At 35.0% G+C, this 22,709-nt stretch carries 23 protein-coding genes; 5 read left to right on the forward strand and 18 right to left on the reverse strand.

All coding sequences use genetic code 11. The annotated features are described in order from the left end of the window. Positions 1 to 156 precede the first annotated feature (156 nt). The 14 genes from ACRYLU_RS07770 to ACRYLU_RS07835 form a co-directional block, all read right to left on the reverse strand. Positions 157 to 1,632, reverse strand: a complete 1,476-nt coding sequence (locus tag ACRYLU_RS07770; RefSeq protein ID WP_010906048.1) for a HAMP domain-containing sensor histidine kinase — start codon at positions 1,630 to 1,632, stop codon at positions 157 to 159. 7 nt (positions 1,633 to 1,639) lie between these two features. After that, positions 1,640 to 2,332, reverse strand: coding sequence for a response regulator transcription factor (locus ACRYLU_RS07775; RefSeq protein WP_003130756.1), 693 nt, complete (start codon positions 2,330 to 2,332; stop codon positions 1,640 to 1,642). A gap of 155 nt (positions 2,333 to 2,487) precedes the next feature. Further along, positions 2,488 to 3,018 (reverse strand): YceD family protein, encoded by a 531-nt coding sequence (locus ACRYLU_RS07780; protein WP_058205814.1) that lies wholly within the window; start codon positions 3,016 to 3,018, stop codon positions 2,488 to 2,490. A gap of 130 nt (positions 3,019 to 3,148) precedes the next feature. Next, on the reverse strand, positions 3,149 to 3,394 hold the full coding sequence (locus ACRYLU_RS07785) for a type B 50S ribosomal protein L31 (RefSeq protein WP_003130760.1): 246 nt from the start codon (positions 3,392 to 3,394) through the stop codon (positions 3,149 to 3,151). Between the two features lie 155 nt (positions 3,395 to 3,549). Next, entirely contained in the window at positions 3,550 to 4,014 is a 465-nt protein-coding gene (locus tag ACRYLU_RS07790; protein WP_445080835.1) for a hypothetical protein, read from the reverse strand. A gap of 81 nt (positions 4,015 to 4,095) precedes the next feature. Continuing rightward, on the reverse strand, positions 4,096 to 4,458 hold the full coding sequence (locus ACRYLU_RS07795) for a TIGR02328 family protein (RefSeq protein ID WP_058205815.1): 363 nt from the start codon (positions 4,456 to 4,458) through the stop codon (positions 4,096 to 4,098). A 215-nt stretch (positions 4,459 to 4,673) separates the two neighbouring features. Continuing rightward, a complete protein-coding gene (locus ACRYLU_RS07800; protein ID WP_445080836.1) occupies positions 4,674 to 4,820 on the reverse strand; it encodes a hypothetical protein in 147 nt (48 codons plus the stop codon). Positions 4,821 to 4,864: 44 nt separating this feature from the next. Then, positions 4,865 to 5,497, reverse strand: a complete 633-nt coding sequence (locus tag ACRYLU_RS07805) for a metallophosphoesterase (RefSeq protein WP_445080837.1) — start codon at positions 5,495 to 5,497, stop codon at positions 4,865 to 4,867. 246 nt (positions 5,498 to 5,743) lie between these two features. Further along, positions 5,744 to 6,337, reverse strand: a complete 594-nt coding sequence (locus ACRYLU_RS07810) for a TMEM175 family protein (protein WP_260311102.1) — start codon at positions 6,335 to 6,337, stop codon at positions 5,744 to 5,746. Between the two features lie 347 nt (positions 6,338 to 6,684). Beyond that, complete coding sequence (locus ACRYLU_RS07815; protein ID WP_311865609.1) at positions 6,685 to 7,758, reverse strand: carbamoyl phosphate synthase small subunit; 1,074 nt, start codon at positions 7,756 to 7,758, stop codon at positions 6,685 to 6,687. Positions 7,759 to 7,821: 63 nt separating this feature from the next. Continuing rightward, a complete protein-coding gene (locus ACRYLU_RS07820; protein ID WP_012898214.1) occupies positions 7,822 to 8,754 on the reverse strand; it encodes an aspartate carbamoyltransferase catalytic subunit in 933 nt (310 codons plus the stop codon). A 182-nt stretch (positions 8,755 to 8,936) separates the two neighbouring features. Beyond that, positions 8,937 to 10,229 carry a uracil-xanthine permease family protein gene (locus ACRYLU_RS07825; protein WP_010906053.1) on the reverse strand — a complete coding sequence of 431 codons (1,293 nt, stop codon included), beginning with the start codon at positions 10,227 to 10,229 and terminating at the stop codon, positions 8,937 to 8,939. Between the two features lie 94 nt (positions 10,230 to 10,323). Further along, a complete protein-coding gene (gene pyrR, locus ACRYLU_RS07830; RefSeq protein ID WP_010906054.1) occupies positions 10,324 to 10,845 on the reverse strand; it encodes a bifunctional pyr operon transcriptional regulator/uracil phosphoribosyltransferase PyrR in 522 nt (173 codons plus the stop codon). 260 nt (positions 10,846 to 11,105) lie between these two features. After that, on the reverse strand, positions 11,106 to 11,804 hold the full coding sequence (locus ACRYLU_RS07835) for a M50 family metallopeptidase (RefSeq protein ID WP_260310943.1): 699 nt from the start codon (positions 11,802 to 11,804) through the stop codon (positions 11,106 to 11,108). 95 nt (positions 11,805 to 11,899) lie between these two features. On the opposite strand from ACRYLU_RS07835, the gene ACRYLU_RS07840 reads away from it, so the two are divergent. Then, complete coding sequence (locus ACRYLU_RS07840; RefSeq protein WP_003129394.1) at positions 11,900 to 12,199, forward strand: ArsR/SmtB family transcription factor; 300 nt, start codon at positions 11,900 to 11,902, stop codon at positions 12,197 to 12,199. After that, on the forward strand, positions 12,189 to 13,103 hold the full coding sequence (locus tag ACRYLU_RS07845) for a cation diffusion facilitator family transporter (protein WP_038601528.1): 915 nt from the start codon (positions 12,189 to 12,191) through the stop codon (positions 13,101 to 13,103). The genes ACRYLU_RS07840 and ACRYLU_RS07845 overlap by 11 nt, the downstream gene beginning before the upstream one ends. An 82-nt stretch (positions 13,104 to 13,185) precedes the next feature. On the opposite strand, the gene ACRYLU_RS07850 is transcribed toward ACRYLU_RS07845, so the two are convergent. After that, positions 13,186 to 14,427: a glutamate-5-semialdehyde dehydrogenase gene (locus ACRYLU_RS07850; RefSeq protein ID WP_098393359.1), complete on the reverse strand. Its 1,242-nt coding sequence runs from the start codon at positions 14,425 to 14,427 to the stop codon at positions 13,186 to 13,188. Between the two features lie 17 nt (positions 14,428 to 14,444). Further along, entirely contained in the window at positions 14,445 to 15,251 is an 807-nt protein-coding gene (proB, locus tag ACRYLU_RS07855; RefSeq protein WP_260310944.1) for a glutamate 5-kinase, read from the reverse strand. Between the two features lie 228 nt (positions 15,252 to 15,479). Between proB and ACRYLU_RS07860 the strand changes: the two genes are divergently transcribed. Both ACRYLU_RS07860 and ACRYLU_RS07865 read left to right on the forward strand, forming a co-directional pair. Then, positions 15,480 to 19,829 (forward strand): beta strand repeat-containing protein, encoded by a 4,350-nt coding sequence (locus ACRYLU_RS07860; protein ID WP_445080838.1) that lies wholly within the window; start codon positions 15,480 to 15,482, stop codon positions 19,827 to 19,829. A gap of 19 nt (positions 19,830 to 19,848) precedes the next feature. After that, entirely contained in the window at positions 19,849 to 20,883 is a 1,035-nt protein-coding gene (locus ACRYLU_RS07865) for an Ig-like domain-containing protein (protein ID WP_445080839.1), read from the forward strand. Positions 20,884 to 20,939: 56 nt separating this feature from the next. Here ACRYLU_RS07865 and ACRYLU_RS07870 read toward each other — a convergent pair whose 3' ends face one another. Both ACRYLU_RS07870 and ACRYLU_RS07875 read right to left on the reverse strand, forming a co-directional pair. Continuing rightward, positions 20,940 to 21,266: an AzlD domain-containing protein gene (locus ACRYLU_RS07870; RefSeq protein WP_038601533.1), complete on the reverse strand. Its 327-nt coding sequence runs from the start codon at positions 21,264 to 21,266 to the stop codon at positions 20,940 to 20,942. Then, positions 21,253 to 21,960, reverse strand: a complete 708-nt coding sequence (locus ACRYLU_RS07875) for an AzlC family ABC transporter permease (RefSeq protein WP_010906060.1) — start codon at positions 21,958 to 21,960, stop codon at positions 21,253 to 21,255. The genes ACRYLU_RS07870 and ACRYLU_RS07875 overlap by 14 nt, the downstream gene beginning before the upstream one ends. A 171-nt stretch (positions 21,961 to 22,131) precedes the next feature. Here ACRYLU_RS07875 and ACRYLU_RS07880 point away from each other — a divergent pair, with 171 nt between their 5' ends. Further along, positions 22,132 to 22,707, forward strand: coding sequence for an NADPH-dependent F420 reductase (locus ACRYLU_RS07880; RefSeq protein WP_260310949.1), 576 nt, complete (start codon positions 22,132 to 22,134; stop codon positions 22,705 to 22,707). Positions 22,708 to 22,709: the final 2 nt, after the last annotated feature.

Consider the following 22,709-nt stretch of genomic DNA (forward strand, 5'->3'; position numbering starts at 1 on the left):
TTAAAACAGAATATTTATCAATATTTTCTGACAATTTAATCATGTAATAAAATATAACACAACTTTCTAAACAAGTCAATTATTTTTATATTTGATGTTATAAAACATGACATGCGTCGCAAAAAAAGAACTGCCCTTTAGCAATTCTCTTATTCTTTATTTTATTTTCGGGAATTTTAGTGTAAAAGTTGAACCAAGACCCAGTTCTGAATTTACCTCAATTTCCCCTTGATAATTTTCTGCCAATCGAGCTAAAATTGATAAACCTAAACCAGTTCCACCAATTTCTCGATTCCGAGCCTTGTCCGCTCTAAAGAAACGCTCAAAAAGATGATTAATATCTTCTTCTGAAATTCCAATTCCTTTGTCAGATACACTCGTAATGACAAACTGTTCATCCTCAGAAACAGTAATCACGATTTCTTTACGATCATCAGGAGAGTATTTAGCAGCATTATCTAACAGAATTCGTAAACCTTGTTCAAAATGATTTTCTGAAATTCGCGCATGAGTGGGATAAATAAGCCGGTTATCAAGCACTATTTCAAAATCATCATGCAAAAGCTGAAAATTCTTAAGGGCCCGATTACAAACTTTTCCAACATCACAATCCAGTTCTTCACTTGATAAGTCAACATTTTCAAGGCGAGCAAGAGCCAACATCTCCTCAAGCATTTTCTTCATTCGATCAACTTCATCTAAACTTGCCTGCAAAGACTCGTCTAATACTTCTGGATCATTTTTCCCCCATCGATTCAACAAGTTAATATGTCCATCCAAGACAGCTAAAGGTGTTCTTAATTCATGAGAAACATCAGAAACAAAGCGATTTTGCTGTTCAAGATATGCCTTCATCTTCAACATCATATCATTGTAAACATGAGCCAACTCTTCGATTTCATCTCCACTTTGAATTTCAATCGGTTCAAAATCATTTGTTGGATCATTTGCCATTTCTTGCATGCCCTGATAAAGTTTTTCCAATGGTTTCATAAAGTAATTAGCCATGAAATAACCAATCAACTGAGCGACAATCAAGGCAACAATTTCTAAAATTAACAAGACAATCAAAAGAAGATTAGAAATTCGATGATAAGTCGTCGTATCATAAAAAGCCTGTAAGTATCCCACAACTTGTCCTGTTGACTTAGAAATAATTTTTCTCTGAACTAAATAACCTGGATTTTCTCCCCGAATCTCTTTCATTTCATTATTAGCCTGATTCTGAAAACCAAAAGTATGTCGATTCGTTGAATACAATAATTTATGATTTAAGTCATAAATATAAAATGCTTTCCGTGTCCCAATGATACTACCCAAACTCATTCCTTCAGACTCACCATTTTGAATCTTTGATGTCGCTTCAATATATGTGTTCAAATTCGATGAATTCAAAGGAGCATCTGCTTTTTCTAAGACTTCCTCAACACTATCCATAGAGCGAGTTAATAATTGTTGTTCTTCTTTAATAAAAGAACTGATTGTCAATTGATAAGTCAAAGTAGCAAACAAAGTAAAAGTAATAAAACAAAAAACGGTGTTAGCAAAAGCCCACCTAAGCATGATAGACCGCTTAGCCGAACTTTCCTCTACCGTCTCTTTTTTCTTATTGAAAGTAAATAATTTTTTCATCTTATTTTTATTTGCGTTCACGCATTACATAACCTAAGCCACGAACAGTTTGAATATAGCTATCTTGACCTTCAACATCAATTTTATTTCTAAGATAACGAATATAAACATCCACAACATTTGTTTCTGTTCCTTCTTCATATCCCCAAACTTGTGAAACTAAATGTTCACGAGTCACAACATCGCCAACATTTTGCATCAACGTCAAAAGAAGGTCATACTCACGACGTGTTAAATCAATTACTTTTTTACCACGATGAACGGTGCGATTTGTTTTGTCAATCACAAGATCACGGAAAGAAGTATTTTCAGCACGCTCAACGGCGTGACCATGTTCTTCACGACGGAAGAAAGCACGAACACGCGCCAAAAGTTCCTCGATGGCAAAAGGTTTAGTGATATAATCATCAGCCCCAATATCAAGACCAGCAACTCGGTCCATCGTTGAATCACGTGCCGTCATCATAATGATTGGTGTATCTTTTTCTTTGCGTAAACGACGAGCTACCTCAAAACCGTCAAGTTCAGGAAGCATCAAATCAAGCAAGATTAAATCATAATCTTTTGAAGTTGCTTCTTCAAGACCAGAGCGTCCATTATCTTTAATCTCAGTCGCATAGCCTTCATGCTCCAATTCTAATGAGACGAATCGTGCTAAATTCTTTTCATCCTCAATAATCAAAATTTTCTTTGAAGTCATATCATTCTCCTTTGTTAAAAAAACTGTATAATTCGATTTCTTATAATACTATTATAAGATAAATTTAATTTATGTACAAACTATTTGACGCTTTTTTTAAAATGTTTTCGCTTTCTTATGCTTTAAGTCTGAAATGCTTTGAAAATGAGAGCTGTCTAATCAAATAATCCATTCAAACCATCAAAAGGAGATTTCTTTTCTTCCAATTTTTCTTCTTGTTGTTTGGCATAATCTTCTTCACTCAAAACAGACCAGAATTTACCAGCCGGCAACTCTTCTGCCTCTTCATCTTCAGCAAAAATTTGCAAAGGAATCTCCAATAAAAGATTATCAGTGATTGATTCATCTAAACTGATTAAATCTTTATCCAAAACAATAATCAAATCATTGTCTAATAATTCTTGACTCCCTCTCAAACTCTCTTCAGTCGCAAAAATTTCATTGACAAGAAGATCAATTGGATACTCGACTGGTTTTAAACTTCTTGACGAAGGCAATGTCAATACTGTTTTAATTTGATAATCTAAATAGAATAAATCATCATCATATGCAATTTCACCTTTAACCTCAATTGGTTGACAATCCAAAATTTCTTGTGAACGTTTGAGCAACTCATCGCGTAGATCTAATTCTTCATTGAAACTAATCTGTTTTTTTTTCGTTAATTCATTTAAAGACCATTTCATCTTTTAATATTCTCCCACAATTTAATTATTTTTCTTTATTTTATCTTATTTCTATATTTTTTCATAATAAAAAGCTGTCAAATGACAACTTTTACAGATAAAAATAAAAATGGTCGAATGACCATTTCTATTATTGCTTGCCGTATTTCTTTTCGAAACGAGCGATACGTCCGTCCGCTGCTTGGAATTTTTGACGACCTGTATAGAATGGATGTGAATCTGAAGAGATTTCAACACGAATCAATGGATAAGTGTTTCCGTCTTCCCATTCAACAGTTTCTTTAGAACCTTTAGTTGAACCAGTCAAAAATTTGAAACCAGTTGTAGTGTCCATGAAGACTACTGGTTGGTAATTTGGATGGATATTTTGTTTCATCGTTAGAATTTCCTTTCTGCCTTGGACTGTTTGCCAGACCAAAGTTGTACGAATACTTAAACATTTTATCAAATTTATAAATAAATTTCAAGTTAAAATTTTCTTTTGTCAAGAAAAAAACTTTACAAACTTTTCAATTCTTAAAAAAAGTAAATTTACTCCAATAAAAATTTTCTATAATAATATTTTCCGGTAGTATCTCTAGCATAAAGTCCAATCTTACGTTGATTAATTCCGAGTTCTTTTATTTTAGTTATCCACTCATTTTTAGCTATGAAATAAGTTGCATCTTCTTGCGGATTAAGTAAAATTGGTAGTTTGGCACTTTCGTACTCGAAATCTCTAGGCATCATAAATATTATTTTTTTCCGCCTTTTTCTTAACCAACTTTTTTGATAAAGGCCGACTTCATAAATCTTTACGGGAATGGATCCAATATTTACAAGATCAATAGACCACAAAGATATTTTTTCTCCAGAAAATATTTTATAAGAAATCCAATAGTCAACTTCTAATTTTTTTCGATAGTCTCTTCTTGCCAAATAAAGTGAAACAATAACTACAGCTATAGTTCCAATCGCTCTCAAGGCATCCCAGACATTTCCTAAATCGATAATCATGAGTCACTCACTTTCTCATTTTATACTCACGATTTTATCATATCATTTAAGCCTTTTCAAAGGAAATCCTCTTTTTATTTTCTAGATTATTATTCCCTTTTCTCTCAAATTTTCTTTACAATCTTCAAGATAATCATTATTATGTTCAGGATAGATCGGGAAGGTTTGAATCACTTCTTCTAGTTCTAAATAGACTTTAGAACTTTGTCCCCGATATAAAGGATTTAGCCATTTTTCATCCGGATGATAGCCTCTTTTTCTCATTTCAGTCATGACTTGTAAATGATATTGAAAAAGTTTATAGGGCGAATAATTAAAAACATAATTTACTGTTGAATGTGGTTTCCCCCAGCCTTTTCCTCTCAGGGCACAACATTCACGATGCTGTCCCAAAAGTTGCTGTCTTGGAAGCTTTTTGATTAAAGATTCATGCCAAAGTCTCATATCCTCCCCTTTCATACTTAGAATAGAAAATTTATTTATTAAAAAATCCTCCCGAAGGAGAACTATCTTTTCCCTATTTGAATCAGATATTAATTGTTGATTTCCGATTGTTCAACCGATGAGTTCTAGAAGTAACAATTAATATCTGAAATAAAGATATACCAATTATACCTTGATAACATGTTCTTCTCAAATATTTGATTCTCATTTATGGCCTAAATTCCAATATTGAAAACAGCGATTTCTAGAGCCACTCCAAATCTAGCAGAAACGTGCGTAGTTCCTACACCAGTATTAACATACAGTTTTTCATTTCCACCCAAATTATAAAGTCCACCAGTGTAGTTATCAGAATGGCTCATGAGTGATGTGACTTTTTTCTGAACTTGGGGAATGAACGGAATATTTATTGACCACCATGACTATGACCAGAGAGAATCAGCTCATAGCCTTTATTTCGATAATGCCTAACTTCATCAGGCTCATGAGTTAATAGTATATCATAACTTGTTTCTAACATCTGTGATGATGAGGCAAATTGAGGATTGCCCAAAAGTGCATCATCTAAGCCTGTAAACAAAATCTTCCTTTCGTTAGCCAAAGTAAAAACTTGATTTTCGTTTCTTAAAAGAGAAAAACCGGATTCAATCATGATATTTTCATACTCTCTGACAGCACCTCCACCGTAATCCCTATTTCCCCAAATTGCAATTTTTCCATATTTCGCTTTTAAAGTTTTTAGCTTGGAAATGACTGCCTCATTTTCATTATATTGAGAATAATTATCATATAAGTCTCCTGAAAAAATAATAAAATCAGGATTTTGTTCGTTCGTTTTCTTAATCACTTTATATAAATGGTTAGCATTGAAGTCCTTTTTTATATGTAAATCAGAAAGCTGGACTATCTTTAAATTCGCTTTAGTCTTTGAAACATTTAACTGATGCTCATTAACAACTACACGGTAAGGTTCAACTTTGAAAGCATAAAAGAAAGCACCCAAAAGCGTAAGTATTATTAGAATAATTAACGAAAACACTATTTTTTTATTTTCATATCCTTAAATTATAACATATTATGTAATTTAAGAAATTCAGTTAAAAATAATTATCAAGATTCCTGTAACTCCTTACCTCTGAACCTAATTTTTCTCTCCTCACTTTAGGAGGCAAGCTAATAAAAAACGCCTAGATTAGTAGACGTTTTAGGAGTATTTATGAAAAAGTTTATTTTTGGAATAAAGTTATTATAGAACTTATTTCTTAAATGAATAATAAAAAAATTCCTAATCAACTTCTATTTTATCTGAATCTGCAGGAGAAGAAACTACCCACGTTATGATTTGTAGCGATGCAACAACCAATCCCATAATAGGAACAAAATAAATTCCTATTATACCAACAGCCAATAATAGAATATCGATAAATTGATGAATCTTTCTATGAACTGTATTAAATGATAGTTCTTTAGCTCCATCAAATTGACGATTATCAAGATATAATATCCAATTTAATAAATAATAAGCTGCTGCCCACAATACATAAACCATAAAATAAAAATACTCTGGTGCACGTGCCATCGGAAATTCACTAACCCAAGCTGTAGAAAGCGGAATGAGCGCCATTGTTAAAAGCCATAGGTTATTGGCCCAAAAAGCTCTACGTGAAAACCACTTTGTCTGAGCTAACAAATAATGGTGATGATACCAAGCAGCACAAATAAATATAAAACTTATTATAAATGCTATAAAGTAGGGTGCTTTTTCTATTAAAGCTGAAAATTCACTTGTCCCTTCCGGTACTTTAATTTCCAAAACCATGATTGTTAAAATTATTGCAACAATTGCATCTGTAAAGGCTTCAACTCTGTTTTTTTTCATCTTTCCTCCAGTAAGTTCATTATAGTAATTTTATCCTAAACACAAAACAATTACAATACAAGATGTAATTAAAAAACACCTAATAAATATTGGGCGTTTTGCTACACACTAGAATACTATAAAGAATAGAAAGCTTATAGAATAGTTACTGGTGCATAAATAGTTTAATTTTATGAGGTTTCAAGATACTTTTCAAGCGAAAGGATCATTGTAAGTAAAAAAATAGGCAAGTTATTTATTCACTTTTTCTTAACAAAATTGGGACAAAACCTTGCTACTATTTTGATAACTCTTTCAAAATTTATGTCATTGAATTTTTTTCAAATGTATGCACCTACTCCCATGATTTATTTCTTAAAATTATCCATGAGATCCATGAAATCATCAAAAAGATAGCTGGCATCGTGAGGTCCAGGAGCTGCGTCTGGGTGAAATTGGACTGAAAAAGCTGGGAAGTGTTTGTGACGTACTCCTTCAACTGAGTCGTCATTGATTTCAACATGGGTAATCATTAGGTCTTCAGGTAAATTTTCTGATGAAACGGCATATCCATGATTTTGAGAGGTGAAGTCAATTCGTCCTGTTGCAATTTCACGAACAGCATGGTTAAATCCACGGTGTCCAAATTTCATTTTGTAGGTTTTTGCTCCATTTGCAAGACTGAATAATTGATGACCTAAGCAAATACCGAAAATCGGAATTTTACCTTGAATCTCTTTAATCATTTCAATTGCTTCTGGTACATCTGTTGGGTCCCCAGGACCATTAGTCAACATAACACCATCAGGTTCCATTTCCAAAATTTCTTTAGCACTGGTGTTGTATGGGACAACGGTGAGATTACATTCCCGTTTTGAAAGTTCACGTAGGATACTATGTTTCAAGCCAAAGTCAACAACGACAACTTTTCTGCCTGTATTTGGTGATGGATAAGCGGTCGTTGTACTACTTGTTTCAACTTGATTTGTTGGTAATACTGTCGCTTGAAGTTGGCTCATTTGATGCTCTACTTCATCCCTTGCTTGTACAAGTGAAGCCTTCATAGTGCCGTGTTCTCGAACAATTTTAGTGATCGCTCGAGTATCCACACCTGTAATTCCAGGAATATTTTTTCCTTTTAAAAATTCATCAAAAGACATTTGCATCCGCCAGTTTGAAGGACGGCGCGCCGCTTCATGAACAACTACGGCTTTACAGGTTGGATGAATTGATTCATAATCATCTCGGTTGACGCCATAATTTCCAACAATTGGATAAGTGAAAGTCAAAATTTGTCCGTTATATGATTGGTCAGTGATCGATTCTTGATAGCCTGTCATTCCTGTATTAAAGACGAGTTCACCTGTAACATCCAAGTTTGCACCAAGAGATTCTCCCTCAAAAATGGTTCCGTCTTCTAAAATTAAAAGTCTTTTGCTCATAATAAATATTTCCTTTGAATTTTGCTTTAACAATTATTTTTTTCTTGTTTTCAGCGCTTTGAATTATTTAGCTTTTTTTCCAGCAAGAATTGCTTCAAGAATTGCCATTCGCGTATAAACACCATTGCTCATTTGTTGGACAATCCGACTTTGTGGGCTTTCAACAAGGCTGTCAGCAATTTCAACATCCCGATTGACTGGAGCTGGATGCATGATAATAGCTGTTGGTTTCAACATTTTTGCTCGTTCTTCTGTCAGTCCAAAATGATGATGGTAGCCTTCTTTAGAAAAGCTTTCACCACTATCATGACGTTCGTGTTGAACACGTAAGAGCATATGAACGTCAAGTTCTGGCAAAATTCGGTCTAGGTTGGCATAATGACCGTAATCATCGAATTCTTCACTATACCATGCTGCTGGACCTGTAAAGTAAAGTCTTGCTCCTAGTTTTTGGAGCATCATCATATTAGATTTGGCGACACGTGAATGGGTTAAATCTCCGGAAATTGCGATTTTTAAACCTTCAAATTTTCCAAATTCTTCATAAATGGTCATCAAGTCAAGTAAACATTGACTTGGATGTTGCCCTGAACCGTCTCCACCGTTAACAATCGCACAATGAATATTGTCTGAATTCACTAATTCTTCATAGTAATGTTCTACTCCTGAACGTATAACACAGATATCAACGCCAAGTGCATCAAGTGTTAAGACGGTATCGTAAAGAGTTTCTCCTTTACTAATTGAGCTTGCTTGTGCATCAAATTCAAGAACATCCAAGCCTAATTTACGCTCAGCAATATGGAAACTATGGTGCGTTCTTGTAGAATTTTCAAAGAAAAGATTTGAAGCAAAAGTTTGTTTTTCTAAATCAAATTCTGCTGTTCCTGCTTTGAAAGCTGAGGCTCTTTTGATAAGTCCCATGACTTCATCAACGCTCAATTTTTCCATACTTGTGAGGTTTTCGAGTTGAACTAATCCATTTTTTACTGACATGAGGTCTCCTTTACCCTGACTGTGTGCTCTCTGTCACAACAGTTTTATTGACAATATATCTGATTGTTTTGTCAGTAAACTGACAAAATTTTTATCTACTGATGGAAATCTTGATAGAATTTCTTTCAGTTATAAGTTCACTTTTTTTATTGCTGACGGTTCTGTCAGTAATTTTGAGTCTTTTAAATTTCGCTAGGATCTTTTGGCAAGACAAGGTTTAAAACAATTCCGAGAATTGTTGCAATGGCTACTGATGAAATTTGTAAATTTTGAGTGATATTAATGATCATTCCACCAATCCCGATAACAAGAACAACTGAGCTGATTAGTAAGTTTCGTTTGATATCAAAATTAACTTTATTTTCAACTAAAATTTTCAAACCAGAAGCTGCAATTACTCCAAAAAGGGCAATGGATGCTCCCCCGATGACGGGTGCTGGAATTGATTGCAAGAGTGCTGTAATTTTCCCAATGAATGAGACAACGATAGCGAGAACGGCAGCACCAGCAATAACATAAATCGAATGAATTTTTGTAATAGCCATAACTCCAATATTTTCACCGTAAGAGGTCACCGGCGGTGCACCGATAAATCCGGCGATGATTTGAGCTAGACCGTCACCAGTTAATGTTTTTTCTAATCCTGGTTCTTTAAAGTAATCTTTTTTAGTTAATGAATTCAAAACCATAATGTGGCCAAAATGCTCAGTCATTGTGACAAAAGCAATCGGTGCCATTGTCAAAATTGCTGACGGATAGAAGGCCCACTTGTAATTGGCAAATGGAATTTCCATTGGCGGAATGGTTAGCCATTTAGCATGTGAGATTCCAGTGAATGAAACAATGTTCATCCCTGTAATCTTACCAATAATCATTGCTGCAACATAACCTGTGATGATTCCAAGTAAAATTGGAACAACTGACAGAAATCCTTTGCCGTAGATACTGTAAATGACAATAGATAGCACAGTGATGAGGGCAATAATGATATAAGCTAAACTGTATCCTTTTAGATTTGCAACGTCCGTGTACATGGCATCATTAATTGCTGTTGGAGCAAGTGATAATCCAATGACCATAACGATTGGCCCAACGACGATTGGCGGTAAAACTTTGTCAATCCAGCCTTTACCTGCAAATTTTACAATTAAAGCGACAATCAGATAAACCAATCCACCGGTCATTGCCCCTTGAGCAATGGCTGGCATTCCACCATTTTTCATCAGTAAAGTCATCGCACCAATATAGGCAAAGCTTGAACCCATGTATGCTGGCACTTTAAATTTTGTAACACTCATGTGTGCAAGTGTACCAAGTCCAGAACTCAAGAGGGCAATGGCTGGGTTAATCCCAACTAAAATTGGCACCAAAACCGTTGAGCCAAACATGGCAAACAAATGTTGAAATGAGAGACCAAACCACTGACTTGCAGCTGGTTTCTCATCAACTTTTAAGATAATATCATTATCGTGCACTTTTTTCTCCTAAAACTCTAAGTTGAATATTTTTTAATTCTTTCGTCAGTAACTGACAGCATATTTTTTACTTTAAATTATTGACAGAAATTTTTTAATCTTCACGTTTAATTAAAATACTATCATTGCCATCGTGTTCAGACATTTGAACAATGATTTCTTCATCACGACCTGTTGGAATATTTTTCCCAACGTAGTCTGCACGAATTGGCAATTCACGATGTCCACGGTCAACTAATACAGCCAATTGAACACGAGCTGGACGACCGAGTTTTACAATTCCATCAATTGCCGCACGGATTGTCCGACCTGTGTAGAGCACATCATCGACAAGAATGACATCTTTTCCTGTAATATCGATGTCAATTTCTGTCGTATCTTCTTGAGCTTGTTTGTCATCACGGAATGGACGCGTATCCAACTCACCAAAAGGAATTTCCAAACCTTCTAATTGTTGCAAACGTTCTTGGATTCTTTTTGCTAAATAAACACCGCGTGTTTTAATCCCAATCAAAACCAATTTATCCAGCTCTTTATTACGTTCAATAATCTCGTAAGTGATACGTGTAATTGCACGTTTCATTGTGATTTCGTCAATAATTTCTTTTCTAGCCATTGTGGCTCCTTTCATTCTTGATGATCAATTGGTCAGTAAACTAACCAATCTTTCATTTAGCGATTTAACTTCCATTTCTAAGTTGTCCATTAACATACAAAAAACCTGCACTCAAAAGAGAATGCAGGTAGGTATCAGAAAATGGACAGTATCCATCATATTATTACATTATTAATTTCTGACCTTGCCTGCCTCTCTGGACAATCTTAAAGGTTAGATAGATTATAGCAAAGTTCTCGCCACTTGTCAAAAATTATTTTTTATTTAGAGAATAAAGTCTTGAAAGTGATTATAATCAAAAATAGACAAGATGACATCATTAAAAGAAAAATTAATTTCCAAACAAAAGCAGGGATTATTTGAAATTTCTCATGGAGTAAATCTGCATCAGAAAGCTCCTCATTTTTATGAAAAATTACTTTAAGGTCAATGAATGCCCCTAAAGTCAGAAAACCAATTAAAGCTCCACCAATAAAATTAAAAATCTGAATTTGACCAAAATAAAGCAAAGCCCCTGTCATTAAAATTCCTAGCAAACAAATCAAAAAGCCATACCAATTTTTAACGACAATTAGAACAGAAAGGCTGACTATCAACAGACTTATAAGAATGAATTCTGGATGATTAATAATCAAAAACCAGCTAAAGAGACAGCCAAATAGCAAGGGCGTTGGATAGCCCATCAATAAAACAAAGAAGCTTCTCCCACCACCACTTGTTTGGGTGAGGCCGGAACTATCATGATTAAGATGAATTCTATAAACTTTACCAAAAGTAATTTTTGCCGCCAGAGCATGACCAAATTCATGTAAAAGCGTTACTAAAATTCTTAATAAGGGATAAAGAAAGATAGCTATTAAAAGCCCACAAATCAAGCCTAATAAAATTATTTTTTGCTGGTCACTAAAGTCTGCGATTCTTTCAAAAGCAGAATAAATATATTGGATAAAATCTTGCAAAACTTCTCCTTTCAGTTTATCATAACAAAAATAACTTAAAATAAAATATTTAAAGAAAGCTTGACAAATATATTATAAAATTATAATATAATAATATGATTAACGAAAAAGATATTGCTGAATTTTTTAAACTTTTCTCTAACGACGGACGTTTAAAAATTATTTCCAGCCTAGCCACTGATAACCTAACCGTAAATGAGATTGTTGAAAAAACACAACTTTCTCAATCTCTTGTCAGTCAACAACTAAAACTTTTAAAAAATGCACGAATTTTAACGAATGAAAAAATTGGAAAAACGGTCACTTACAGTATCTATGACCGCCATATTTTACATCTTTTGAAAGATGTTGCAGAACATTTGGATGAACAAGAGGGAGGAAATCATGAGCCTTAAAAATAATCAAATAAAAAGCGAACATGACCATAATCATCTGGATAAACTTGTCTCACAAAACGTCACAATTGTTTTTGCTTTAAACCTCTTCTTTGCGATTTTAGAATTTATTTTTGGGGTGCTCTTTAATTCTACGGCTATTTTATCTGATGCCGTCCATGACACAGGAGATGCCGTTGCTATCGGTTTAGCCTGGTTTTTCCAAAAATTCTCTAAAAAACGAGAAGACAAACACTTCTCTTTTGGTTATCAACGTTTTAGTTTACTCGGCGCCTCACTCACAAGTGTCATTTTAATTACGGGGAGTTTCATTGTGCTTTTCGAAGCCGTTCCTAGATTTTTCAACCCTCAACCTGTAGAAGCAACAGGTATGCTTGGTTTGGCTATTTTTGCAATTGTCGCCAATGGTTTTGGTGCATGGCTTTTGGCTCGGGGTTCCTCACGAAATGAAAGTATTTTAAATCTTCACGCGCTCGAAGACGTTTTAGGTTGGCTGGGAGTTCTCATTGTTTCAATCGTCCTTCATTTTGTAAAATGGTACTGGCTCGACCCACTTCTTTCTATTCTAATTGCTTTGTTCATCTTATCTAAAGCCATTCCAAAATTCTGGGGAACTTTACGTATTCTTCTTGAATCAGTCCCCGAAGATATTGATTACAAAAATCTTCTAAGAGCCCTTGAACAACTTCCTGAAGTACTTGCTGTTACACAACTTATCATTTGGTCAATTGACGGTGAGCAAAATGCAGCAATGATTCACATTGTGATTCCCGAAAATCAAGATTTCTCAGATGCAAAAATCGCTGTTCGTAAGCTTTTAGAAAGTGAGAAAGTTTGTCGCTCAGCCATTGAACTTGATGAAACTACTGACGAACATAAAAAACATGTTCAATATGAAATTTAATTACTGACAGAACTTGTCAATTTATAAAATTACTGATGAATTAAAAGACTCGACTTTTTATAAGCCGAGTCTTTTATTATTTTTAACGAATTTGTCCTGTGCCATCAATCAGATATTTTGTTGAGGTTAGAGCCTCTAAGCCCATTGGTCCTCTGGCATGAAGTTTTTGAGTTGAAATGCCAATTTCAGCACCTAAGCCAAATACAAAACCGTCAGTAAATCTTGTAGACGCATTAACATAAACGGCTGCCGCATCAATTTCATCTTGAAATTTTTGCGCATTGAAATAATCATGAGTGATAATGCTTTCTGAATGACGACTTGAATAAGTATTAATGTGCTCAATTGCTTCATCCAAATTATCAACCGTTTTTACTGACAGAATATAATCTAAAAATTCTGTCCCAAAATCATCGTCAGTTGCAGGAATTCCAGCTGACAGAACATTCAGCGCACGCTCATCAGCACGAAATTCAATTTCATGAACTTTATTGATTTCATTTTCCAACTTTGGTAAAAATTCGTCAGCAATTTTTGCGTGAACCACTAAACTTTCGGCTGCATTGCAAACACTAGGACGCTGTGTTTTAGCATTTATCACAATTTTGGTCGCCATTTCTAAATCAGCAGATTCATCAACAAAAATTGTACAATTACCCACCCCAGTTTCAATGACAGGAACCGTTGCTTTTTCTTTGACACGGTTAATCAATCGCGCTGACCCTCGCGGAATCAGAACATCTAAAAATTTATCTGCCTGCATCATTTTTTCTGCTTCAGCATGACTTGTATCAGACAACAATTCAACTGCTCCGTCAGTAATTTTTGCTGACAACAAATTTTCCTTAATAATTTCAACTAAAACCATATTAGAATAAATCGCATCAGACCCACCGCGTAACAAAACAGAATTTCCTGTTTTAAAACAAAGAGAAAAAGCATCGATAGTCACATTTGGACGACTTTCAAAAATCATTCCAACAGTGCCAAGGGGCACTCTTTTTTGCAAAATCTTAAGTCCATCAAGATTAGTGAAACCTTGCAATACTTGCCCGATTGGGTCAGGAAGTTCCGCAACTTGTCTCAACCCTGTTGCCATATCAGAAATTCTTTGCGCATCTAGACGCAAACGGTCAACCATAATCTCAGAAATTCCATGTTCCAGAGCATTAGCCAAATCTTTTTCATTCTCAGAAATAATTCTGTCAGTATTTTCGATAAGGCTGTCAGCTAATTTTTGCAAAAAAACATTTTTGTCAGCAGTTGATAGCTTTGCTACTTCTTTGCTCGCCTTTTTAACCTTTAATCCAAGTTCTTCAATCATCATTTTATCCTTCTTTCTCAAGATTTTTGATGAAAATAAGTCCCAATCTCACGTCCTTCGATAATTTCTTTAATCTCTCGAATCCGTTCGCCATTGGTCAGAACCATTTCTTGACCATTTTCAAATAAAATCTGTGCAGCCGCCAATTTTGAAGTCATTCCGCCAGTTCCAAAACGTGAACCAGCACCACCAGCCATTTGACGTAATTCATCAGTTATTTCATGAATTTCATTAAAAATTTTCGCATCATCATAAATCGTTGGATTTTTATCAAAAAGTCCATCAATATCTGACAGCATAATCAATAAATCAGCATTCACCAATTTAGAAACAATCGCTCCCAGTTTATCATTATCACCAAATTTTGTTTGATGATCCATTTCATCAACCGCAATAGCATCATTTTCATTAATAATTGGAATAATTCCAAGCCCAAGTAATGCATTTAGTGCATTTTCAGCATTCTCACGACTCGTTGGAAAATCAGTCACATCACGTGTCAAAAGTAACTGAGAAACTTTTTGCGAATAACGACGAAACATTTGCGTATAAAGACTCATCAATTCAACCTGACCGATTGAAGCCAAAGCCTGCTGGTCAGCAATTCCTTTGGGACGTTTATCCAAACCAAGCACATTCAAACCGACACCAATCGCTCCAGAAGTCACCAAAATCACTTCATAACCGTTGTTATTCAAATCAGATAAAACAAAAGCCAACTCGTCAATATTTGATAAATTTATTTTTCCATTTGGCAAAATCAACGAACTCGTTCCAATCTTCACCACGATTCGTTTAACACTCAAAATATTTTTTCTTGTCATAATCACTTATTATAGCAAGATATGTCGACAAATACGAGAGAGAATTACAAATAATTGATAAATTTTTATTAATAAAATCAAATTACTAAAAATATAAATAATTAATTCTTATCTTCTATTTCGTTTTGTGATATAATGAATTCTAAAAGAAACTTAAAAGACATAATTTTAATAATACACCATTTCCTATGTTTATTAAAAAGCATTCACACAAATAAATTTAATTCTATGCCTAAAAAAATTATAAAATCAAAATTAATTCTCAATTTTCTTCTTTTAATATTTTTAATTCTAACTCCAGCAAATTTTTTATTGGAGCTTTTTTCGCCTCTTGAAAAAATCACCAATAATTTTCTTCCTAATCAATTCAAACCTGCAATTTCCAATTTATCAAATTTAAACAAAGTCTATGCTGCCACAGACATTCCCGGACTTATTTTAGCCAATAATAGTTTTGGTTACAGTAAATCAATTTCAGGACAAGTTTCTGGAACGAGCATTTCCATTGTCAGCAATAACGGCACCAAAACTAATTATTCAAGCCTTGCTTCTGCTCTCGATGATACTATTCTTAATCAAGCCAACCCAATTGACTATGTTATTTATTTTGGAGCTGCATATAGCTTAACCAGTACTGACCAAGAAGAATTATCAAAAGTGACCACTGTAAATGCGAAAGGCCTCACTTTTATTTCGGATTCAACCGATAACCTTAATACTTCTACTACCAATCTTGATCCAAATGCTAATCAAATTACCCTTCCATCAATTCTAAATCTTTCCGTTCCAACCGTTTTTCGTAATATTACTCTCGCTGGTTCAAGTAGCATTTATGCCAATGGAAATAATCTTGCCATTCGTTCAGGCGCGTTTTTCACTGGTGCAATCAATCTTTATGGCGGGGCAAAACAAGCAAGCGTAGCAAATACAAGTATTTGGATAGGAGCGACTGGCTCGAGTACTTTTAATATCTATGGCGGTTCTGATGGAGGAACTGTCACTGGAAATACATCCCTGACAGTCACAAACACATCTGGAAACAATCTCAATATCTACGGTGGTGGAAATAATACAAGCACAGTCAACGGAAATACAAACGTTGCCTTCAATACAAACAGCACAAACGGTACTTTTCAAGTTTATGGTGGTGGACAAACAAACACAGATAAAATTACAGGAACTGTCAATGTTGATGTTACCGGAACAAATGGCGGCATTTTAACACTTATGGGAAATTCAGCAACAGGTGGAGCAATTACAGGAGATATCAATGTTGGAATCTCAGGAATTTCAGGAAATACAAGCGTGAACACCATTTATGGAGACGGTCAAGCAAGTCCACCTTCTCTCTCAACAACCCGCATCATCAAAGTGACCGTTAATAGCCCAGATTATACTTTCAGTAATGATATTAACGCAACAGCATATAACTTGGCAACGACCAACGGCTTATTAGCCACAACAATCATGAATATCAATGCCACAGGAGTGAAACAAATTTCAGCTGGTGCAGACGGCAACGATAATTTCACAAATGCAACAACCAGCCAAAATACAGCAACGATAAACCTTGGCTCCAGCTCTGCTTCAAGTTCCAATCAAGTGACACTAGCAACCAATCTTGTTCACAACTTTACCAGCCTAAATATTTTACCTTACAACGAACTTGATTTAAGTGCCACAGGCTACATTTATAATGGTGGCGGAATTCAAACGAATGCAAGCAATTATCAAAATAACTATGCTAATTTTGGAAGTTTAAACATGTATGAAGGTTCAGGGATTGTTGATAAAAGTCAGGGAGGTATTTCAACTACTCCAACTGCTGGCTTACAACCCACAAATATCTTAATTCAAGTCGGTGCATGGAACGTCGCTCCAAATACCTATCTTAAAGACTATTATTTCAGTAACAATTGGTCTTGGGTAAATAATTACGCTCCAATCATTTCATCGAATTTTTCTCAATTAACAAAAGCTACCTATTCCCAAGAAACACAAAACACTAGTGGAAATTACACTAGCCAATCCATTCTAACGTGGCAACCACTTATTAGTCGAGGGCTAAATATCAATGAGAACAATCTTAAATCAACAACGGCCATTTGGGGTTCAACTGGTTCAAATTTTCAACATATGATGCTGATTATTCCAGTTTCAGGTCAAACAGCAACAAAGATTAACCCCGTTGAAATCAATGGTTATGACCAACAAACAGGTCTCTCCTATATCGGAGATTATTCTCCAACCACAATAAACGGTATTTGCGCCAATCAAGTTGTTTGTATTCTTGGTAATATCCGTCAATTCCAAATCAATGGAACAAATACCTCAACAGGTGCTGGACAATGGAATATTAATCCTAGTTTGTCATCAAGCAGTGGCACAAATGGATTTATTGGTTCTAGCTTAGACAAAAATTATGCCTATGCCTCTTATTTTAGTAATAGCGTCAACGGCGCAACTTATAATAATCTTGCAGAGTTAATTTATCCTGCAAGTTCAACATTTGGTTGGACAGTAAATGCTCAAATTTCTCCCGCTTCTTTTCTTACCATTGGCACAGGAAATTATATTCGCCATGCAGAAGTCCGCACACCAACCGTTGGAGCTACATCTTCTTATATTGATTGGGAATGGCCAAATCATACAGCAACAAGTCCAAGCACCAATGCTGTTCTAGCAAGTAATGATTCTCCCATTTATAACAGCAATACGCTCTATACGTCCTATGTTCCTGGCGGAAGTGATGGACCAGCAAGCCAAATTTCAGACTCTAGTCTTTCTTTAAATTATCCGGTTACTTCGTCCATTTCAAGTTGGATGTTTACAAATCAAGCTGGACATAACTGGGGATTTTTCCCAGGAAGTTGGTTTGATGGCTCAGATGGAACAAGTCAATCTGGAAATTTCCTTAATCCAACAAATTGGAACAATCTGATTAGTAATAGTGGACAAACAGGAACTAATTTTCTAATTTATAATGTTAAACCTAATGATTCTGTAACCGATAGTGGTAATACTACACCACCACCACTTGAAACTTCCACAACAAACATTTCAAATCCAAACCTATCAGTCAGCCAACTTACTGCAATTGCTAGTACAAGCGACGTCTACTCGGCTTTAGCTGCTTATCTAAAACCTTCTGCCCAGTATTATGATGGTTCAAATAATATTGTAAAAGCAACTGAAGTAGATATAACAAATGGTACAAACTCAATCACACCAATCGTTTACAACTCACAAAGTCAGTTTGCTGCCGATCTTTCAAACGCCCTTTCCACCACAAGCAATACAATCAATAATGGCATTAACTATCAAAAACTTGGTACTAAAATCACTATCAAATATATTACCGCCGACGGTATTCTTTTCTCAGGCACAATAACAGTCGTTGCTGGAAGTCTTTCTGCCAATAATGTAACCACAGTTACTCAAGTCGTTAATAGTATTGCTAAGGACATGAATACTATCAAAGGACAAAATGCTGCTGACAGTAATTTCGATAATGAAATCGCTAAAGATTTGCTTCAGTTAACAGGAGCTACTGCAACCGATGCAACTAATACTGATCTTTCAAGTAATATAAAAATCAGTGGGTGGGCTGATGCAGGAGCAAGCTACATGCTCTCTGATAACTACACTAACACTCAACTCTACAATCAAATCATTTCAGATTTGTCCGCGACAGTCATCTCTTCAGGAACTACCTTTAATCTTACTTTTTCGGCTCCCGATGGTATGGGAGGAACAAATAGTCAAACAGTACAAATATTAATTATCCCAGGAACAATTTCAGCACAAAATGTCACTTTAACTATGTCTCAAGTTAAAACGATACTAACTAATAATTCTTCAGCAACGGCTCTAGGTACTGACCTAATGAATCCTATCACCTCAACAGGAGCAGCTGGTGCTAATGTTTCAGCATCAATCGCTTCTTCTTCCGCAACAACCTCTCTCTCAAATGCAACCAATGTTTTTAATTGGCTGAAAACCTTGGATGGTTCAGCAACAACAACTCAAACAACCGATCTGACATTCACAACACTTCAATATGGTATTTCAACAACGGTCTCACTCTCCGTTTTACCAGCAGGACTTTTGACAATAAAGTCAGTGCCCGACCTTAACTTTGGAATTTACAGCACAGCAAATCAGCCAGCTGACTGGACAAATATTCCAATGCTAAATTCAAATGGGACACCAGTTACAAGAGAAGACCCCAATATCTACGCACAGATATACGATACCCGCTCAACTCCTGCAACTTGGTCTTTATCACTATCAGATAGTGGAAATTTATTTGGTGGAAACATTACTTTGATAAAAAGTTCTGCAACTTCATCAGCAGGTATTTCAAGTGGGCAGGAAAATACCAATCAAGAACAATTATCAACTACTCCGTCAATTATATTTACCAATACTAATCCGCAAGGTGGAAATACAAATACAGGTTATGAGACCGTTAATATCATGCCCGTCTTCAAACTCTCGTTTGCAAGCCCTCTTTTGACAACTACTAATGGCTGGGCAATAGATAAATTAACTTGGACATTAACATCAGCCCCATAAGAAAGGAAAGATCTACTTCGTGAAAAAAATATTTTTCCTAACTCTTGCTGTGAGTGTTCTGATTACTGGATATTTGAAAATAGAAACTGTAATCGCTGATACAACTTCAAAAGCCAGTTTTATGTATACCCTACAATCTCCAGCTCCACTTTTCAATACCGTCAAAGCTACTGATACTATCGTCTCTGGAACAGGTGTAGCTAGTGCAAGCGTTTCGGTAACTTTTCCGAATGGCAGTATCCAAACAATTACCGTAGAAAATGACGGTACTTGGTCAATAACCCTCCCAATTAATCTTATATTAACGGTTGGCGATCAACTATCTGCAACACAAATTGTTGGAATAGGAGCAAGTGCCGAATCAGTCAGTACAATTTCAACAATAACTGTTATTCCAAATAATTCTGGTACTGCTCAAAGTCCAACTTTCGATACGATTTCACCTAATGCAACAACTATTAATGGAACAGTCCCCTCTTATGTTTCTGGAAGCAGTGTGATTGTCACATTTCCAAATGGAAATAATGTAGGAGGAACAGTTAATTCTGATTCAACTTGGTCAGTAACGGTACCTGGAAATATAAACTTGGTCGCAGGTAACCAGCTCACAGCTATTCAAATTTCTCCTAATTTGGAAAATAGTGCACAAGTAACAACCCCTGTAAATAGCTCACAACTTCAATCTGCCCCACCAACACTCGATACTGTACGTGTTGGTGACTCAACTATTTCTGGAACAGGTATTACTGGAAGTACAATTATCATCACTTTTCCAAATGGAATAAGTTCTCAAACAAGCGTTGATACTAATGGTAAATTTAGTCTATCAATTCCATCAGAAATAAGTCTAAATCCCAAGGATATTATCAGTGCAACTCAAATTGAACCCGATAAAACGATTAGTCAAGCAGTAACTACAAGCGTTCTTTCAAATACAAATTGGACTCTTCCATTTACGGGAAGTGACGGTTATAAACCTCTCCTTCTAATCATCATAGGATTACTTTTGACGATTATATTGCTCAAATTTTCAGATCCAAAAAAACAAAAATGACCAAAGTTCAAAAAGCTCTGGTTATTTTTAGAAGTTATTATTTAAAGATTGATTTTTTACATTAATAATTGAATAAATGCTAGGGAGAGAACTCCTACAATAACAATGACTAATAGGTTTTTTGTCAAAATAGCTGCTAAAACCGTTGGAATTGAAGCAAGTAAATTATTCCAGTTAACCGATGGTAAATGACCTAAATGTTGAATAAAAAGATTTGAAATCCATAAGGCTGACATAATAACAACCGGTACAAAACTTAAATATTCCACAACTATTTGAGGCAAACTCATTTTTTTTAATAAAATAAAAGGTAGAACTCTTGAAATCCAAGTTACAATAGCGCATCCAATAATTGTTAATGATATAAATTCAAAAGAAGACACGTTTTACCCCCACACCTAAAGCACAAGCAATCAAAGTAACAAATAAAACTAACAAGTTACTTGGCAAAAATATCAAACCAAAATAAAATAGAACCAAGGTAATTCCAACCATGACTAACTGTAGCATTAAACCCAAAGTTTTATCACTAATAAGTTGCAAATAAAGTAAGCCAATAAACATTGCGATAACTGCGAATCCCAAACCTAATTTTTCTGGATTTGCTAGTAAATTCCCTAATAGAGCTCCAATAGCACTGGCTAATGCCCAAACTAAATAGGCTAGTAAATTTGATGCGTTAAACCAAGAAAAATTCAATTTACCCTCAGTATAGTTTTGTTTATTCATTCCTAAAGCAAAACTTTCATCGGTCAATAATGTCCCAAGTAAAATATTTTTCAGTAAACTTTCATTTTTAAAATATGAAGCCGTCGTCATGCTCATTAAGATAATTCGTGAATTAACTAAAAATACACTCAATACTATTGACATAATAGGACTATGAGTTGCTAGCATACTAACCATGATAAATTGTGCTGAACCAGCGTAAACAATCAATGAGAGTAATAAGATTACCCAAACGCTAAACCCCTCGCTGTGCCCTATCATCCCAAACGCAATTCCTATCCCAATATATCCAAAAACTGTCGGCATTGTATCTTTCAAGCCTTGTTTAAAAGTTAATTCCGAATTCATATTCCCTCACTCCCTAAAAGATTATATCTAACCATTATCACATAAATATTAACTAACTGTCAATAAAAATTTATTAATCACTTAAGTATTGTAAGGTATATTGTTATAGGTTTCATTTTTTCAATGATATAATCAAATTAATAACAATATCAATCTTAGAGGAGGAAGACTATGGAAACAATTAGTATTTTTGGTAAAGGAAAAATGGGGAAAGCAATCGGTGATAATTTTAGTTCATCTGGTAATAAAGTCAACTATATCTTATCAAACTCAGCTAAAACAGAATTGGGTGAAATTGTTGTTTTGGCTGTTCCTTATGTCGCAATTGCTGGAATCATCCAAGAATATTCGACTGATTTACAAGGAAAAATAATTATCGATATTACAAATCCCGTTGATTTCACAACATTTGATAGTCTATTAGTGCCTTCGGATACTTCTGCCGCGGCTCTCATTGCTAAACAACTCCCAAATTCAATGATTGTTAAGGCTTTTAATACGACTTTTTCCGATGCATTGGCAACAAAAAAAGTAGCAAATGAACATCAAACAACCGTTTTACTCGCTAGTGATAGTCAAAAAGCAAAAGAAACCATTATTAAATCTCTTGAAAATAGTGGTTTGAATCTATTAGACGCTGGTTCACTAAAAAGGGCTCGCGAACTAGAAGCTATTGGTTTTCTGCAAATTACTTTAGCTGCTTCTGAAAAAATTTCTTGGGACGGCGGTTTTGGAATTTTCAAATAGTC

The sequence above is a fragment of the Lactococcus sp. KTH0-1S genome, assembly GCF_052544945.1.